The sequence below is a fragment of the Rhizobium sp. 862_C5_N1_2 genome (assembly GCF_051811205.1).
GTDB lineage: Bacteria > Pseudomonadota > Alphaproteobacteria > Rhizobiales > Rhizobiaceae > Rhizobium > Rhizobium leguminosarum.
Map to the genome: position 1 here is coordinate 120,258 of NZ_JBPWPT010000002.1, position 15,094 is coordinate 135,351.

Annotated in this window: 16 protein-coding genes; 2 read left to right on the forward strand and 14 right to left on the reverse strand. The window is 59.5% G+C overall.

What is annotated here, in order from left to right:
- Window positions 1-52: 52 nt before the first annotated feature.
- Window positions 53-772, forward strand: coding sequence for a GntR family transcriptional regulator (locus tag ACD590_RS24905; protein ID WP_439003604.1), 720 nt, complete (start codon window positions 53-55; stop codon window positions 770-772).
- A gap of 27 nt (window positions 773-799) precedes the next feature.
- On the opposite strand, the gene ACD590_RS24910 is transcribed toward ACD590_RS24905, so the two are convergent.
- The 8 genes from ACD590_RS24910 to ACD590_RS24945 form a co-directional block, all read right to left on the reverse strand.
- Window positions 800-1,747, reverse strand: a complete 948-nt coding sequence (locus tag ACD590_RS24910; RefSeq protein WP_439003605.1) for a 2-hydroxyacid dehydrogenase — start codon at window positions 1,745-1,747, stop codon at window positions 800-802.
- Window positions 1,744-3,378, reverse strand: coding sequence for an ABC transporter ATP-binding protein (locus ACD590_RS24915; protein ID WP_047619908.1), 1,635 nt, complete (start codon window positions 3,376-3,378; stop codon window positions 1,744-1,746). Before ACD590_RS24915 ends, ACD590_RS24910 begins: the two co-directional genes overlap by 4 nt.
- Window positions 3,371-4,297: an ABC transporter permease gene (locus tag ACD590_RS24920; RefSeq protein WP_018245650.1), complete on the reverse strand. Its 927-nt coding sequence runs from the start codon at window positions 4,295-4,297 to the stop codon at window positions 3,371-3,373. The genes ACD590_RS24915 and ACD590_RS24920 overlap by 8 nt, the downstream gene beginning before the upstream one ends.
- Window positions 4,298-4,300: 3 nt before the next feature.
- Window positions 4,301-5,215 (reverse strand): ABC transporter permease, encoded by a 915-nt coding sequence (locus ACD590_RS24925; RefSeq protein ID WP_193444466.1) that lies wholly within the window; start codon window positions 5,213-5,215, stop codon window positions 4,301-4,303.
- 164 nt (window positions 5,216-5,379) lie between these two features.
- On the reverse strand, window positions 5,380-6,249 hold the full coding sequence (locus tag ACD590_RS24930; RefSeq protein WP_018245648.1) for a DMT family transporter: 870 nt from the start codon (window positions 6,247-6,249) through the stop codon (window positions 5,380-5,382).
- Window positions 6,250-6,520: 271 nt separating this feature from the next.
- Complete coding sequence (locus ACD590_RS24935; RefSeq protein ID WP_018245646.1) at window positions 6,521-6,802, reverse strand: hypothetical protein; 282 nt, start codon at window positions 6,800-6,802, stop codon at window positions 6,521-6,523.
- A gap of 152 nt (window positions 6,803-6,954) precedes the next feature.
- Complete coding sequence (locus ACD590_RS24940; RefSeq protein WP_168331480.1) at window positions 6,955-7,437, reverse strand: NUDIX domain-containing protein; 483 nt, start codon at window positions 7,435-7,437, stop codon at window positions 6,955-6,957.
- 24 nt (window positions 7,438-7,461) lie between these two features.
- Window positions 7,462-7,629 carry a hypothetical protein gene (locus ACD590_RS24945; protein ID WP_018245644.1) on the reverse strand — a complete coding sequence of 56 codons (168 nt, stop codon included), beginning with the start codon at window positions 7,627-7,629 and terminating at the stop codon, window positions 7,462-7,464.
- 237 nt (window positions 7,630-7,866) lie between these two features.
- Here ACD590_RS24945 and ACD590_RS24950 point away from each other — a divergent pair, with 237 nt between their 5' ends.
- A complete protein-coding gene (locus tag ACD590_RS24950) occupies window positions 7,867-8,547 on the forward strand; it encodes a redoxin domain-containing protein (protein ID WP_018245642.1) in 681 nt (226 codons plus the stop codon).
- A gap of 109 nt (window positions 8,548-8,656) precedes the next feature.
- Here the strand turns inward: ACD590_RS24950 and ACD590_RS24955 are convergent, their stop codons facing one another.
- From ACD590_RS24955 to ACD590_RS24980, 6 genes are all read right to left on the reverse strand, one after another.
- Window positions 8,657-9,727, reverse strand: coding sequence for an ABC transporter ATP-binding protein (locus tag ACD590_RS24955; protein ID WP_334546168.1), 1,071 nt, complete (start codon window positions 9,725-9,727; stop codon window positions 8,657-8,659).
- A 67-nt stretch (window positions 9,728-9,794) separates the two neighbouring features.
- Window positions 9,795-11,093 carry a D-tagatose-bisphosphate aldolase, class II, non-catalytic subunit gene (locus ACD590_RS24960; protein WP_439003606.1) on the reverse strand — a complete coding sequence of 433 codons (1,299 nt, stop codon included), beginning with the start codon at window positions 11,091-11,093 and terminating at the stop codon, window positions 9,795-9,797.
- A complete protein-coding gene (locus tag ACD590_RS24965; protein ID WP_439003607.1) occupies window positions 11,090-12,043 on the reverse strand; it encodes an SIS domain-containing protein in 954 nt (317 codons plus the stop codon). The genes ACD590_RS24960 and ACD590_RS24965 overlap by 4 nt, the downstream gene beginning before the upstream one ends.
- An 11-nt stretch (window positions 12,044-12,054) precedes the next feature.
- Window positions 12,055-12,888, reverse strand: a complete 834-nt coding sequence (locus ACD590_RS24970; protein ID WP_020493433.1) for a carbohydrate ABC transporter permease — start codon at window positions 12,886-12,888, stop codon at window positions 12,055-12,057.
- A gap of 23 nt (window positions 12,889-12,911) precedes the next feature.
- The gene (locus ACD590_RS24975; RefSeq protein ID WP_439003608.1) at window positions 12,912-13,829 is read right to left on the reverse strand and encodes a carbohydrate ABC transporter permease; all 918 of its coding nucleotides are present in this window, start codon (window positions 13,827-13,829) and stop codon (window positions 12,912-12,914) included.
- Window positions 13,826-15,082 carry an ABC transporter substrate-binding protein gene (locus ACD590_RS24980; RefSeq protein ID WP_439003609.1) on the reverse strand — a complete coding sequence of 419 codons (1,257 nt, stop codon included), beginning with the start codon at window positions 15,080-15,082 and terminating at the stop codon, window positions 13,826-13,828. Before ACD590_RS24980 ends, ACD590_RS24975 begins: the two co-directional genes overlap by 4 nt.
- Between the last annotated feature and the right edge of the window lie 12 nt (window positions 15,083-15,094).

Sequence of the window (15,094 nt, forward strand, 5' to 3'; positions counted from 1 at the left end):
TTGTGCATTAGGTCGTGCAAAGCTATGAATGGACTGAAAAGGATGCCTCACCATGAATTCCCAGTTCGCCTCCACATTCGGCCTGACTGCACCCGGTTTTCCGGTCGTGGCCGGCAGCACGGTCCAGCGGGTCTATGATGATCTGCGAAAGCGCATCATCACCATTCAGCTACCGCCGGACACCACGTTGTCGCGCACCGAGCTTACGGAGACTTATGAAGTCAGCCAGACTCCCATCAGGGACGCATTGCAGCTTCTCAAACAGGAGGGTCTGGTTCGTATTTACCCGCAATCCCGCACCGTGGTGACCAGGATCGACGTCCTGCAAATTTACGAGGCACATTTCCTTCGCGTGGCGCTGGAAACGGAGGTTTGCCGCCGCCTCGCCACCGATCCGGATCCAGATCCGAGCGTCATCACGCGCGCCCGGTCGATCATCAAGATGCAGTCGGCAGTCGCTGACGACGCCGATCAGATCGCGATCTTCCAGGAGCTCGACGAACTCTTTCACCAAACGTTGTTCGCAGGCGCCAAGCGCAGCAGCCTCCACCAATTGATACGCGAGCGGTCCGGCCATCTCGAGCGCATTCGTCGTCTGCATCTGCCCGAAAAGGGCAAGATCGCGAGCATTCTTGATGGGCACCACGCCATCATTGATGCGATCGCGGCTCGCGACGAACATGGCGCGGTCGATGCGATCCGCGAGCATCTCAGCCGCACCGTCGCAAAAGTGGAAGACATGCGGAAGGAGTTCCCGGACTATTTCGTGTGATCTGCCGCGCCGCGGGTTTTGCCGGCGTCAATTGACCGGCGTCAGCAGCGGCCTGCCTGCGAAGAAGGCGGCAAGGTTGTCGACCGTCAATTGCGCCATCCCGTCGCGCGTTTCCTCGGTACCGCTGGCATGGTGGGGATAGAGCACAACGTTGTCGAGCGCTGCAAAGCGCGGATCGGGATTAGGTTCGTTGAGGTAGACATCGATGCCGGCCGACGCGATCCGCCTTTCCTGCAAGGCCTTGATCAAGGCCGGCTCATCGACCACGGTGCCCCGGGCAATGTTGATGAAGCTGCCAGTCGGCCCGAGCGCATTCAGCACGTCCGCTGATATCAGTCCTTCGGTCGAGGGGCCGCCAGGGGTTGCGACGATCAGGATATCGGCCCAGTCGGCCAGTTTCACCGGTGCGTCGAAATAGGCAAAATCGTTGCCGGCTTTCTTCGTCCTCCCATAATAGCCGACCGTCAGCCCGACAGCTTCGCATCGCTTGGCAATCGCCATTCCTATGCGACCGAGACCGACGATCCCGGCCTTCTTGCCAGAGGTCGATGTCGTCAGCGGCATCATGCCCTTTTGCCCCCAGTCGCCGGAGCGCACATAGCGATCGCCTTCCGGCAGGCGCCGGCGTGCCGCCAGCATCAGAAGCAATGCCATGTCGGCAACGTCGTCGCACAGCACCTCGGATGTGTTGGTGAGCTTGATGCCGCGCCGCGTCATCGCCTCGACATCCATCTGGTCGTAGCCAGCCGAGGAACAGGCGGCGAGCTTTAATGCCGGCAATTTCGAAAGCAGGGCTTCGTCGATCGTCACATGGCCGTTGCAGACCAGCGCGGAAGAGATCGGGCCGGCTTTCCGCAGGAGAGCATCCCGCTCTTCGCCTTTGACAAGATCCAGCCGGTGCAGTGTGTAGGTCTCTTCCAGCATCGCCATCTGATGGGGCCGGAGCGGATAGGCGACGATGACATCGGGCTTCATGCGGAAACGAGTCCTTCCTGTATGTGGCGGGCGGCGCGTCGGCTGGCCTGAACCTCCGGATCGGGATCGAGGCTCGCGGCAAGAAGCGCCTGCGTGTAGGGGTGGGAGGGCGCGTTGAAGATCTGTTCCACCGGACCCTCCTCGACAATCTCGCCGGCCTTCATGACGATGACACGATCGGCGAAATCACGAACCACCGGCAGGTCGTGTGCGATGAAGAGGTAGGACAGGCCGAATTCGCGACGCAGGCCCTCAAGCAAGGCAATCACCTGCGCCTGGATCGACACGTCGAGCGCCGAAACCGCCTCGTCGCAGATGATCAGCTTCGGCTCCATCGCCAGCGCCCGGGCAATCGCGATGCGCTGGCGCTGGCCGCCGGAAAACTGGTGTGGATACCTGTCGGCCATATCCGGTTTCAGGCCAACCTTGACCAGCAACTCGGCCACTTTCTCCTTCCATCTCGCTTTCGGCAGGATATCCGGGTGAATGACCCAGGCCTCCGAAATCAACCGGAACACGCTCATCCGCGGGTTCAGTGACTGGGTCGGGTCCTGAAAAACCATCTGCAAATCGCGACGCAGCCCGAATATTTCCCGCGGGGTCATCGCAAGCAGATCGTTGCCGCGGTAGAGGACCTGGCCCTCCTGCGGATCGTCGAGGCGAACGATTGCCCGGGCAAGGGTTGACTTACCGGAACCGCTCTCACCGACAACGGCAACCGTCTCGCCGGGCATGATGACGAAGTCCACGCCCTTCAGCGCCTGGAATGCGCCAAAACTCTTCTTCAAGCCAATGGCGCGCAGCAGCGGTTCGCCCTGCCGGTCACGCTCTTGCGCCATCGCACCCTTCCCGGGTGCGGCGGCTATCAGCTTCTTCGTATAAGCGTTCTGAGGGTTGCGATAGACTTCGGCCGCATTGCCGGTTTCGACGACGCAGCCGGAATTCATCACCACGACCCGGTCGGCGATCTCGGCAACGACGCCCAAATCGTGGGTGATCAGCAACAGGCCCATGCCGGTTTCCTGCTGCAATTCCTGCAGAAGTTCGAGCACCTGCGCCTGCACCGTAACATCAAGCGCGGTGGTGGGTTCATCCGCGATCAGGATATCGGGCTTGCACGCGATTGCCATGGCGATCATCAGGCGCTGCCGCTGTCCGCCGGAGAACTGGAACGGATATTTTCGCATCGCCGCCTGCGGATCGGTTATGCCGACGCGCCCGATCAATTCGAGCGCCCTTGCACCGGCACGCTCCGCCGACTGACCATGCGTCGTCATCATTTCGGTGATTTGCCAGCCGACCGGATAGACCGGATTGAGATGGGCGAGCGGGTCCTGAAAGATCATGGCGATCTTGGCGCCGTTGATCGAGCGCCGCTCCTCGGGCGTCATTTCCAGCATGTCGCGCCCGTTGAGGAGGATAGTGCCGCTGGTGATCTTGCCGGGTGGCATGTCGATCAGGTTCATGATCGCCGAGGCCGACACGGACTTGCCCGAACCGCTTTCCCCGAGGATCGCCAGCGTCTCACCGCGATCGAGATGCCAGCTGACATCCTGCACCGCCTTGACGGTCCCGCTGACGGTGTGGAACTCGACCGAGAGGTCACGCACTTCCAAAAGATGTTCAGCCATTTTTCCTGCCCCTCATTTCAAGGCGCCAGCGTTGCGTCGGATCGAGTGCGATGCGCAGCCAATTCGACAGAAGGTTCAGCGACAGCGTCGTCAGGATGATTGCAAGACCCGGCCAGAAGGAAAGCCACCAGGCATTGGTGAGATAGGGTCGGCCTTGGGCAACCATCAGACCCCAGGTGATCTCCGGCGCCTGAATGCCGATCCCCAGGAATGACAGGGAGGATTCCGCGAGCATGACGAAGGCGAAATCCAGCGTCGCGATAGTCACCAGCGTGGGGAAGATCACTGGCAGGATGTGATGGAAGACAATGCGCCAATACGATGCTCCCATGACCTTCGCCGCCTGCACGAACATCCGCTCGCGCACTTCCAGCACCTCGGCACGCGTGGTGCGCAGATAGATGGGAATGCGGGTGATCGCCAGGACGAGGACGATATTGGTGACCGAGGGCTCGAGCATGTAGAGCACGATCACCGCCAGAAGCAGTGACGGAAAGGACATGATGACGTCGCCGAGGCGCATGATCCATTGAGCCGCGGAAGAGCGGCTGTAACCTGCGACCAGACCGAGCGCCGTACCGACGACAGATGAGGCAAGCACGGCTGCGGCGGCAACCAGGATGGTGTTTTGCGCCGCCACGATGACACGGGCAAGAAGCGGCCTGCCCAGCGCATCGGCGCCGAGGACATAAAGCAATCCGCGGGTGATATCGAACGGCGGCGCATTTCGGCCCCGCAGGTTCTGCTTGGTGGCGATGGCCTCCAGCAGCAACGGGCCAAACAGCGCACAGAGCAGAACGATCAAAAGGAACAGGGCCGCGAAGAAAGCGAGCTTGTCCGCCCACAGCATCGTCAGCCAACGCCCGATCGGGCCGCTTGTTTTTTTCTCGGCGAGGATTTGTGTGTCGGTCATTGTCATCGCTCAATACCGGATACGCGGATCGAGCAGCGCATAGGCGATATCGATCAACAGGTTCATGACGAAGATCGCCAGCGCCGAGACCATGATGACGGCCAGCACGACGGCGAAATCGCGAAGCAGGATGGAATCGATCATCAGCTTGCCGATGCCGGGAAAGCCAAACACCGTCTCGACGACAACCGCACCGTTCAAGATGGCGGCCGCCTGGTCGCCGATGACTGTGATCACCGGCAGCATGGCGTTGCGCAGTCCGTGAATGAAGATGATTGAGTTCGAGCGGACCCCCTTGGCGCGGGCCGTCTTCACATAGGCGGAAGACAGAACACTGATCATCGAGCCGCGGACCACCTGCAGGATCAGGCCGAAGGGCCGGATGAACAGGACGCTGACCGGCAGGATCCAGTGCCAGATAGTTCCCGTTCCTGATGTCGGCAGGACATGCAGTTTGACGGCGAAAATGACGATCGCGACGATGGCCAGCCAGAAATCCGGCGCCGCAGCGCCGATCAACGAGAAGAAGGTGGCAAGACGGTCGAAGATGCCGCCGACGCGAAACGCCGCAAGCGACCCAATGACGATCGCGGCGATCGTGACCAGCACCATGGTGATGACAGCCAGCCAGAAGGTCCAGACGAAGGCCTCCAGCACGACATCCATGGCAGGACGGGCCTGTCGCAGCGACTGACCGAAATTACCTTGTGCAAGATCCGAGACATAACGACCGAACTGCATGATCAACGGATCGTTGAAACCGTTCATCTCACGGAATTGCTGGCGCATTTCCGTGGTCGCGTCGATCGGCAGATAGAGGTCGGTGGGATCGCCCGTCAGCCGGGAGAGGAAGAACACGATGACGATAAGCACCACGAGCGATACGCCACTGGCGATCGCGCGTTTGCCGATGAAACTCTTCATACCACTCCTCCCGAGTGAACCCATAGGGGCCGTGATGTCTCGTCTTCGTCTGTGCCGAAGCCACCTGTCATACCCTCCGGCAACAGGCACGACTTCAAAATCAGTCGCTACAACTGAAATATTAGTTCATCTAAAATTTTTGTGAACCCCAAAAATGATCAGGGCTAATCAACCGGCGGCTTGCGTCGCCATGTGATACCGCGGGTTCCAATAAAGGCCGCGCCGATGATCACCGCCGCGCCGATCCACGTCTGTGCGGCCGGAACTTCCGAGAAAAATGAGAAGGCCATCAGGGCGACGACGGGCAGTCGGAGAAAGTCGAGCGGTGCCAGAACGCTTGCTGGCGCCATGCCGAAGGCACGCGTGATCAGCGTCATGTTCAGTGCTCCGAGGGCTCCTTGCATAGCAAGCAGCCCGAGTTGGCTCCAGGTCGGCATTGACCAGACCGGCAGCATGAGGATTACGCCAAGCGGCACCGTCGCTATCAGATTCCATGCAACCAGCCGGTCCGCACTATCCCTCAATGCCATCCGCCGCAGCATCAATTGGCTGGCCGCCGTCAAGACCGCTCCTGCCAGTGCAAAAAGCAGCCATTGGTCGAAACCGGACGCTCCAGGGCGAATGATGATCATGACGCCGACAAAACCTGCGACAATGCCGGCCACGCTGGAGATGCCGACATGTTCCTTGAGCACCAGCCACGCACCGAGAACGAGAAACATGGGCATGGTGAAATTGATCGCCGTGGCATCGGCGAGTGGTGCGTGCGCAAAGGCGACGAACAATGCGACCAGTGAGGCAAGCTTCAGACCCGCGCGCACGACATGCAGAACACGATAGGGTGAGGCTTTCAGGTCGACCCGTGACACGATCCAGGGCGTGACGACAAGAAGTCCGAAAAACGACCGGAAAAAGCCGATCATCAATGGATGCACGTCGCCGGCCAGCAAGCGTACGATGACTGCGTCGAGACTATTTAAGAAAGCGGCGGCCACCATCATGCATACGGCAAGGCCCGTGCGACCAGGCTGCATCACGCTTCCCCTGATCGAAGAAAGGCGAACCCCGCCATATCGACCATTCGATACGGCTGCGCGTTGAACCGGCAATCCATGAGAAATAAAGCCTTCCTGGCGTGTCTGCTAATCTCCGGGCTCCCAACGGTGCCGCGGCGGAGACCGCTCGTTCTCCTAGGGTCCGGCAGCATCCGTTATCCCCAGCGCGGATTAACGGCTTTATCTCAATCCATCAACCGCCGTCCACACTGACAGAGCGCATTGCTGACAGGGCCGCCCTCGCCCTCGGCTAGTGGACCACTCGGTTCGGTTTCGCGCGGTTCGAGAATTGGTGGACGAGCATGATGCCCTGCTCAAGCAGCAACTCGGCCGCCTGCAGATCGCGCGGCGTGAGATCGCCGGATAGTCCGCGAATCGTATTCGCGACGCAGATGGAGTTGGCGACAAAGCGGGCGTCGCCCTCACCTTCTGCCTCCTCGGCCGTTGCTTCCAAGGCGTCGGCGACGGTGTCGAGCAGGCTCGAGCGTTCGACAAGCGTCATGTCGTTCAGGGTTTTGGAAATGCCGTTCATGATTGTCTCCTCGCGCGTGCCCAAGGCGGATCGCAGCTCCAATTTCTCGATTTCAGTCACATGGCGTGACTGTCAGATAGGATTGCTGTCTTCAGAAGCAACTCATGGCTGCCGCGCACCTCACGCATGAGTGCAGTGAGATGACGGCTCGATCAATAACTTCGGGCCGCTCGTTCCAGATGCGTCAGGAGGTCGGGAAGCATTGGTCGCTGCCCTTTCAAGAGCTTTATGGTTGCGTCGGGCAGGGAAAACCATCCCGCACGATCAACCTCTGGAAAGCTCTTTACCCGCCCTGACCGTGGCGGCCATTCCATTTGAAATTCGGAACTCTGTATCGCATTCACGTCCAGTACCGGATCGGCTTCTATCGACCAAGCGATAACTATCTTTCCGCCAGGTTGTCGGTATTCGCCCAACGGTGTGAACTTGCCATTGACCGCTATATCAAGCTCTTCGGCAGTCTCCCTTATTGCCGCCGCGAGCTCGTCTTCTCCAGCCTCGACCAGCCCTTTCGGGATCGACCACGCAGCCTCGTCTTTCCTAGCCCAGAAAGGGCCGCCCGGATGGACGAGAAGGACTTCGATGTCCCCGGAAACACGCCGGTATATCAAAAGTCCGGCGCTACGGATGACCATCGCCTTGTGCCCCTCTTGTGTCGATCACGAGGCCAGGCATTCCTCACAGATGCCGCAGCCGTCATCATCCATCCACCGACGCCGGCGCTTGCAGCAAAGGCAAGCAGCACCGTCTGGTTGTTCTTTTATGTCTTCCGGAGGAATGATCTCGATCGTCGTGTCGAATAGAGTGTCAGCCACAAGTTCCGCCATCTCATTGCTCCATTAGTCTGTTCTAAATAAGATAGGAGCGGCGATCGATACCGGCAAGCTCTCGACGACGTCAGGCGGTTCAATGAAAGGGTCAGCTTCGACGACGGTCGGAGCGGCAAATGCCATGCCGAACCACATTCGGCGATCTCAACATCGAACACTGGGCCTTCTTGCGACACAAGTGGTATAGTCAAATTTCGGTCGTCCACCTGGACGATACGACAAAGGAATTATTCCATGGGAGACCAGAAACGCCCGCTGCAACCAGGAGAAACCGCCCCCGCCTTCGCACTTGCCACGGCCAACTTCGACGGAACCGTCTCTTTCGCCGACTTGAGCGGTCGCCCGTTCGTCATCGGGTTCTTTCGCGGGCTGCACTGCCCGTTCTGCCGGCGCCAGTTAGAACAGCTTGCCAGCGTACAGCCGACCTTGCGCGCCGCCGGTGTGGAGACCGTGGCCGTTATCAACACGCCGGTGGAACGTGCCCGCCTGTATTTCCGCCACCGGCCGACGCCAATAACGCTTCTGTGTGACCCCGACTGCCGCACGCATCGAGCCTACGGTGTGCCGCATGGCGAGTTCCTGCCCGAAGGGAGTTGCGAGCAGCCCGAATGGCCTTATGGTGCAACGATGGCGCAGTTCCTGGCGGCACGCATCAACCCCACGGGCGAGCTGCCGGAACCGCTGCACCCGATGGAAGCCAACACGATACTCAACGCCAAGGACGGCTTTGAGCTTGACGAAGCCGATAATGCGATCTTCGCGAACCATGCTACCCAGCTCGTCGGGCACTTCCTGGTCAATGCGAACGGCACCATCGGCTGGGTACAAATCGAGGCGCTCGACGGACCGAACAGCCTCTCCATCTTCCCGACCGCGGCGGAGATCATCGCCGCCGCTGGCAGCCCTGGACACTGACCCGCACCGAATCGTCCGCCAGCGTTGCTGCACGATGTCGAATGAGGGCGACTCTCCGACCTGTCATCAGCTTGAACTCCATGTCACGTTCTGCCGGAAAATCATCAGGTTAGACGGACCTCAACCGCCTTTCGGTTCTCGCGTCGAACAGATGCAGTTTGCTGAGATCTGGGGCAATGACGATCTGGTCGCCGGCGCGCAGATCAAGGCGCTCTCTTACCGTCGCAACGAGGTGATCGGCGCCAAACTTCGTGGTTATCTGGATCTCAGCACCAGTAGGTTCAACGAGGACGACCTCAGCGGTAGCAGGACCTTGTCCGATTGTGAGATGCTCAGGGCGAATGCCGTAGATAATCTGCGCGCCGCGTTCCAATGACGCTGCTTCGGGCAGTGGTAACCTACCTCCGCCGTCCGCGATCAACTCCAGCGGCCCCGAAGTGCTGACCTGCCCTCGAATAAGGTTCATCGCCGGCGAACCGATAAAGCCGGCCACGAAAAGGTTTGCCGGTCGGTCGTAGAGATCCAACGGCGAGCCTATCTGCTCGACGAAGCCGTCCCGCATCACAACAATCCGATCGGCCATCGTCATCGCCTCGATCTGATCGTGGGTGACATAAATGGTCGTTGTCTTCAGTCGCTGATGCAGTTGCTTGATTTCGGAACGCATCTGCACACGCAGCTTCGCGTCCAGGTTCGACAATGGTTCGTCAAACAGGAAGACCTGCGGATTTCTAACGATGGCACGGCCCATCGCCACGCGTTGGCGTTGGCCACCCGACAGATTTCTCGGATATCTGTCGAGCAGATGCTCGAGCCCCAGAATTTCAGCGGCCTCTCGAACACGCTGCCTGGTCTGTTCCTTGGGTGCTTTCGCCAGCTTCAGCGAAAAACCCATATTCGCCTCGACTGTCAGATGGGGGTAGAGCGCATAGGACTGGAAAACCATCGCGATATCGCGTTCTTTTGGCGCGACATTGTTCACGATCTTGCTGCCGATCGAAATCCGACCAGCTGAAATCTCTTCGAGGCCGGCGATCATCCGCAACAATGTCGACTTCCCGCACCCGGACGGGCCGACCAGGATAACGAACTCGCCGTCTTGGATATCAATATCCACCCCATGCAGAACTTCGAAGTGACCGTAGCTCTTGCGGGCATTCGCCACACTTACTGACGCCATAACTTTCTCCGGCTGAATATTGATATCTTCGGGACGCAGCCGCTCGTGTGACACGGCTGTCGATTGCTCATGGGCTTGCCGTGGCGGCTGAATAAGGCGCCAATACCGCGTCGACCGCAGCAAGGCAGAGCTCGCGGGCCTTCGGAGCGACCCGCATTGACACCACGTCAGAATATAGTCGGCCGAGATATTGGCTGATCAGAGTTTCGGGAATTTCATCAGGAAGCCGGCTGAACAATTCACCGACCGCGGCGGATGCTCGAGGATCCGGCCAGTAATAGCGAATTCGATCACTATAGCTGAAATGCCGTTGCAGTCGCTGCTCATCGGGACTGCCGCCATAGTGGCCCGCCCAGCTTGCCGGTTGCTCAACCATGATTTTTTCCATGGTCGTCATCAGTCCGGTTCGTGGCGTCTTCCCTGCAAGCACATCAGCGATTGCATCGAGACCGTAGAGGGCTTCGCGCAGCGCGAACGTCAGCCCTGGTCCGACCTTGAGGATTGCAAAGCCGCCGTCAACGAGAGCAGACAAGGCTTCGGCCGGCTGGTAGTCGGTGGAATGTGCTTCGAAAACCAAGCCCGGCATGTCGTCGAGCGAACGAATGAGGCTCTTGGCCCGTTCAGGCTTGTAGAGCGCCACGTCCGTGTTGCCGAATTCCACACCCGGCTGAACCACTATCCCAATGACCCGCTCCATCGCCGACGCCAAACCTGCCTCGGCAAACGACGCCCGGTGAACCGCGAGGGTTTTCATCGCCGCATCGGCCCGCGTAATTTCGATTTCTTCGAGTGCGTGCGTTGCACCACCCGGAGGCGGCACCTCGGTTCCGATGATATAGACCGGCGGACGGCGGCCTGAACGAAGAGCGGCCTCTTCGGCGGCTTTCGCCAATCGAGCGGCCCGCGCCGCGGTCAATTCGTCATCGAGCGCCGTTGGTTCACCGGCACAGCCCATCGACGTGTCCAGGTGAATCTTTTCGAACCCTGCCTCGACATAGGCCGTCACCATAGCCATGGCGCGCAACATTGCCTCCTCGGCCGCCAACGTCCTCCATGGGTTGGGGCCTAGATGATCGCCTCCCAGGATGATGCGTTCGGCTGGAAAATCAGTCGCTGCGGCGACGTTCTCGATGAACCGGCGAAAGTCCACAGGCGTCATCGCGGTATAGCCGCCCTCCTGATTGACCTGATTGCAGGTGGCTTCGATGAGGACCGCCCGGTGCTCCATGCCGGCACGCCGAAGGGCTGCCTCAATGACCAGCGGATGAGCCGAGCAGACCGAAGTGACGCCATGTGGAAAGGGCAGGTTCCTGGCACCGAAAAGCTTTCGCAGCGCGATCTGCCGGTTCTCTTCGATCCTCGTCATGCGAGCGTCACAACCTTCGTCAGGTGACGGGGAGAAACCGTATCGATTTGCCGAGCCTGCGCGGCGCGTTCGCCGAGGACCTGCAGCGCCGGAAGGACAACGAGACCCGCAAGTGACAGATCGACATCAACGGCGAGTTCCAGATCGCCCGGACCACCCACACCGATGACAACCGCGCCTTTTTCTCTCAGTTCTCCCACCAGTTTCGTCTCCGCTTCCCTCTGGTCGGAGCTGTACAGCATGACCGCAACCGTTTTCCCGTCAACGAGGCTGATCGGCCCATGCCGGTATTCCAGCGGGTGGAAGGCCTGGGTCATGATCTGGCTCATTTCCATGAGCTTGAGCGCTCCTTCCAGGGCGACGCCGAAGAGGGGGCCGCCGCCGAGAAAGACGAAGTGCGACCGGTCGGCGATAATTCCAGGCAGCGCGGCATCGAGAGCCGTCGCGAGCTGGCGAGCCGAATTCACGACAGAGACAGGAACCTTCTGCCCGATCATCTGCAAACCGAGAAGGACCATGAGGCTCGCCGATACCGTCATGACAATACCTTCGTCCGGATGGGTTTCGGCCGCGACCATCCGATCGCAGTTTTTCGCGAGAGAGCTTTCCGGTTCGACCGTTATCGCCGTCACGAAGGCGCCGGCGGCCCGGCTTGCCTTTGCTGCGGCGACTGTCTCTGTCGTCTCGCCGCTGCGGGACAGCGCGACGACGTGCGTGTTGCGCCACTCCGGCCAGAACGCCGAGGGGCGGTTTTGCCATTCGGCGCCGGGGACCGCGATTGCCTTTCGCCCCGCCATATTGGCATAGGCTGCCAGCGAAAGTGCAAGATTGAAAGACGTGCCGCAGCCGACGAAGACGAGCAGCTCCGCGCGGTCGTCGGCTGAATTCAATTCAATGGCCTTCTCCCAGTAAGGAAATTGCTCGAAAATAACCTTTTCGGTCGTGCTCATGAAGTCTCCGATTATTTGACAGAACCAGCCAACAGGCCGCTGACGAGGTAACGGTTGAGGAAAATGACGACGAGGGCGGGAATGACGATCGCGATCGAACCACTCGCGGTGATGAGGCCGTAGTCGATGAAGTTCTTCGTTACGAATTCTGGAATCAGAACCGTTAGGGGCTTCGTTGCCTGCGGCGAGAAAATGAGCGGTACGAGATACTGCCCCCAGGCACCAAGGAAGGTGAGGATCGCCGCTGCCGTCAGACCTGGTCCGGCCAGCGGCAGGACGATATTGAAGAAGATGTAGAGCCGGCCGGCTCCGTCGAGTTGCGCTGCCTCTTCCAGTGCGATCGGAAGAGCTTCGAACACGCTGCGCAACAGCCATAACGACAGGGGCAGGAAGGCCGAGACATAGATCAGCGAGACGCCCACATAGGTATCGACGAGATGCAGCTTGATCATGATCTGATAGAGCGGGATCAAGACCGCGTAAGCAGGAATGGCCAAAGTCGCGACGACGGCGACAAAAAGCACTTTCCGGCCAGGAAACTGAAGCCTGGTGAACGCGTACGCTCCAAGAGCGGATATCGCGACGCAAAGCAGGGTGGCAGCGATTGATGTCACCACGCTATTGAGCAACGCGGCACGGAACTGTTTGAATACCTCCACACCCCCGATCCGCGCGATATTGATGCCGAGCAGCCGTGAGTAGTGATCCAGCGTAAAGTGCTGCGGGAAGAAGTTGATCGGTCGGGTCGAAAAGTCGTCGCTGGGCGTAACCGAACTCGCGATGGTCCAGTAGATCGGCCCTAAAGACCAGATCAACAGGACGACGACGCCGGCCCAAATCATCATTCGATAGGCAATGGTGGATTTCATCAGTCGAACCGTGTGTTGCGGTAGACACGAAGGACGTAGACCAGCGAAATCAGCAGAGACACGAGAGTGATCACGACCGATAGCGCCATGCCATACGAGAAGCGGAGATTCTGGAAGGTTTCGAGGTAGATCTGGACGAGCACCGGTCGGGTCTCGAGGCTGGCACCCGCCAGAACCCAGGCCTCGTCGAAGAGATTGAAAGCATTCACGGTTGCGTTCGTCATGGCGACAGCGATCGCACTGCGAACCAGCGGAAGGGTTACCCATGCGAACATCTGAACGCGCGTCGCTCCATCGATCCGCGCAGCCTCATAGAGATGAGCAGGGATACTCTGCATCGCCGCAAGGACGATGACGATCGTCAAAGGCATCATGCGCCAGACGTGGACGATTGTTACGGCGACGATGGCGCTGGTGCGATCGTTGAACCAGACGTGATTTTCGAAGGGGAGCCCGAGCGCCGAAAGAATGCCGTTCAACAGACCCGCACCAGGTTGATAAATCCAAAGCCAAATGACCGAATTTACAACGCCGGGCAGCGCCCAGGGCAAGATCACTGCTGCGAGAACCCACTGCCGCCCGACCTTGATCTGATTGATGAGAGCGGCGGCAAGAACGCCGAACACGGTTTCGGCGACGACGGCCAGAACAACGTATGTGAGCGTGTTGCTCCAGGTGGTCGCGAGCTGGCCATCCGATAGCATTCGGCTGTAGTTTTCCAGGCCGATGAATGGAGTGCCGGCCTGCATGGGGTTGACCCTGTGCAGGCTGTCCCAGACGGTTCTTCCCATCGGGTAGAAGACCAAAGCTGCCATCGTGATAACGATGGGCGACACCAACAGCAAGCCGAGTGTGGCGTCGGCGTTGAAGCCGACCCCACGCTTGCTCGTGGCCTCTTCGGACGCCAAAGCGGTCATTGCGCCATTGCCTGCTTGGCGGCGGAAGCGATAGCCTCCATCGCCTGGTCTACGCTCATCTGTCCCTTGGCAGCGCTATTGATCGCTGTGTTTACGCCGCTGGAAAATTGCGGATACCAAGGCGGCGTGCCCTGCGGGAAGAGCGGCTCAACGGTTTTGGACTGCGCCACGAGAGCATCGCCGCTGTTCAGCTTTCCGGACTCGTTGAGTTCGGAAAGCGCTGACGTGCGGGTCGGCAGGAAGCCGTTCACGGCATTCTTCTTCTGGAAGTCCTTGCTGGTGAACCATTTGACGAAGGCGATCGCCGCCTCCTTGTTGGGAGAGACGTTTGGAATAGCCAGCGCTTCCGGAAGGCCGAAACTGCGCGTTTCACCGCTTGCCGTCGGCACGAGGATCGCTTCTACCTGGCCGGCGACTTTCGATTGCTTCGGGTCGTTCATCTGGCCAAGACGGCCGGGCTCACCGGAGATCATGATGCTGGTGATGCCCTGCCCGAACATGCTCTCATTGATCTGGCTGTCTTTCAGGCCGGTAGACGCCGGATCGACCAGGCCTTCCTTGAGGAGCATCAGCTCGAAAGCAAGCGCCTTGTAACCAGCCGAATCCGGCGAGGTGAAGAGCGGATTGAAGTCCTTGTCGAAGAGTTCGCCACCGAAGGCCTTGGTCAGCAAGTACCAGCTCGTTGACGCGCCTTCGGTTGCTGAAACCGGCAGGCCGATCGGATACTCGACAATGCCCTTTTCCTTGATTTTCTTGGCTGCAGCGACCAGCGCATCCAATGTTTTCGGCATCTCGGTGATGCCTGCATCCGCAAAATGCTTCTTGTTGACGAGCATCACCCGGAAGTCGTTGGTGTAGGGGATACCCAATAACTTGCCGTCGACGGTGAAGATCTTCGCAACACCGATATCTTTCACGGTGTCGGCGTCGATCACATCGTCAAGCGGCATATACCAACCGGCGGCGCTGAACTGACCGGTCCAGGACCAATCGAACTCGGTCACATCAGCCGGCGCTGTACCGGCAACCAAAGCCGTCACCAGCTTCGGGCGGATGTCGTCCCAGGACAAGGTCTGCAGGTCGACGTGAATGCCGGTTTCGGCCTCGAAGTCAGAGGCGATATTCGGTCCCTGCGGCGATGGCATGAGCACTGTGATCGACTGGCCGGCAAGCGGCTTGGCGTCCTGGCCAAGAGCAGGTGCGGCGATTGCCAGGGCTGCTGATGCAAGTAGAGGCAAGATCAATTTATGCATGTTCCCATCCTT

Bases quoted from the DNA above. Each gene is read 5' to 3' on its own strand.
- ACD590_RS24915 (WP_047619908.1), bottom strand. From the start codon at position 3,378: ATGGCTGAACATCTTTTGGAAGTGCGTGACCTCTCGGTCGAGTTCCAC.
- ACD590_RS24930 (WP_018245648.1), bottom strand. From the start codon at position 6,249: ATGCAGCCTGGTCGCACGGGCCTTGCCGTATGCATGATGGTGGCCGCC.
- ACD590_RS24950 (WP_018245642.1), top strand. From the start codon at position 7,867: ATGGGAGACCAGAAACGCCCGCTGCAACCAGGAGAAACCGCCCCCGCC.
- ACD590_RS24925 (WP_193444466.1), bottom strand. From the start codon at position 5,215: ATGAAGAGTTTCATCGGCAAACGCGCGATCGCCAGTGGCGTATCGCTC.
- ACD590_RS24940 (WP_168331480.1), bottom strand. From the start codon at position 7,437: ATGGTCATCCGTAGCGCCGGACTTTTGATATACCGGCGTGTTTCCGGG.
- ACD590_RS24955 (WP_334546168.1), bottom strand. From the start codon at position 9,727: ATGGCGTCAGTAAGTGTGGCGAATGCCCGCAAGAGCTACGGTCACTTC.
- ACD590_RS24945 (WP_018245644.1), bottom strand. From the start codon at position 7,629: ATGGCGGAACTTGTGGCTGACACTCTATTCGACACGACGATCGAGATC.
- ACD590_RS24975 (WP_439003608.1), bottom strand. From the start codon at position 13,829: ATGACCGCTTTGGCGTCCGAAGAGGCCACGAGCAAGCGTGGGGTCGGC.
- ACD590_RS24935 (WP_018245646.1), bottom strand. From the start codon at position 6,802: ATGAACGGCATTTCCAAAACCCTGAACGACATGACGCTTGTCGAACGC.
- ACD590_RS24965 (WP_439003607.1), bottom strand. From the start codon at position 12,043: ATGAGCACGACCGAAAAGGTTATTTTCGAGCAATTTCCTTACTGGGAG.
- ACD590_RS24905 (WP_439003604.1), top strand. From the start codon at position 53: ATGAATTCCCAGTTCGCCTCCACATTCGGCCTGACTGCACCCGGTTTT.
- ACD590_RS24980 (WP_439003609.1), bottom strand. From the start codon at position 15,082: ATGCATAAATTGATCTTGCCTCTACTTGCATCAGCAGCCCTGGCAATC.
- ACD590_RS24970 (WP_020493433.1), bottom strand. From the start codon at position 12,888: ATGATGATTTGGGCCGGCGTCGTCGTCCTGTTGATCTGGTCTTTAGGG.
- ACD590_RS24910 (WP_439003605.1), bottom strand. From the start codon at position 1,747: ATGAAGCCCGATGTCATCGTCGCCTATCCGCTCCGGCCCCATCAGATG.
- ACD590_RS24920 (WP_018245650.1), bottom strand. From the start codon at position 4,297: ATGACAATGACCGACACACAAATCCTCGCCGAGAAAAAAACAAGCGGC.
- ACD590_RS24960 (WP_439003606.1), bottom strand. From the start codon at position 11,093: ATGACGAGGATCGAAGAGAACCGGCAGATCGCGCTGCGAAAGCTTTTC.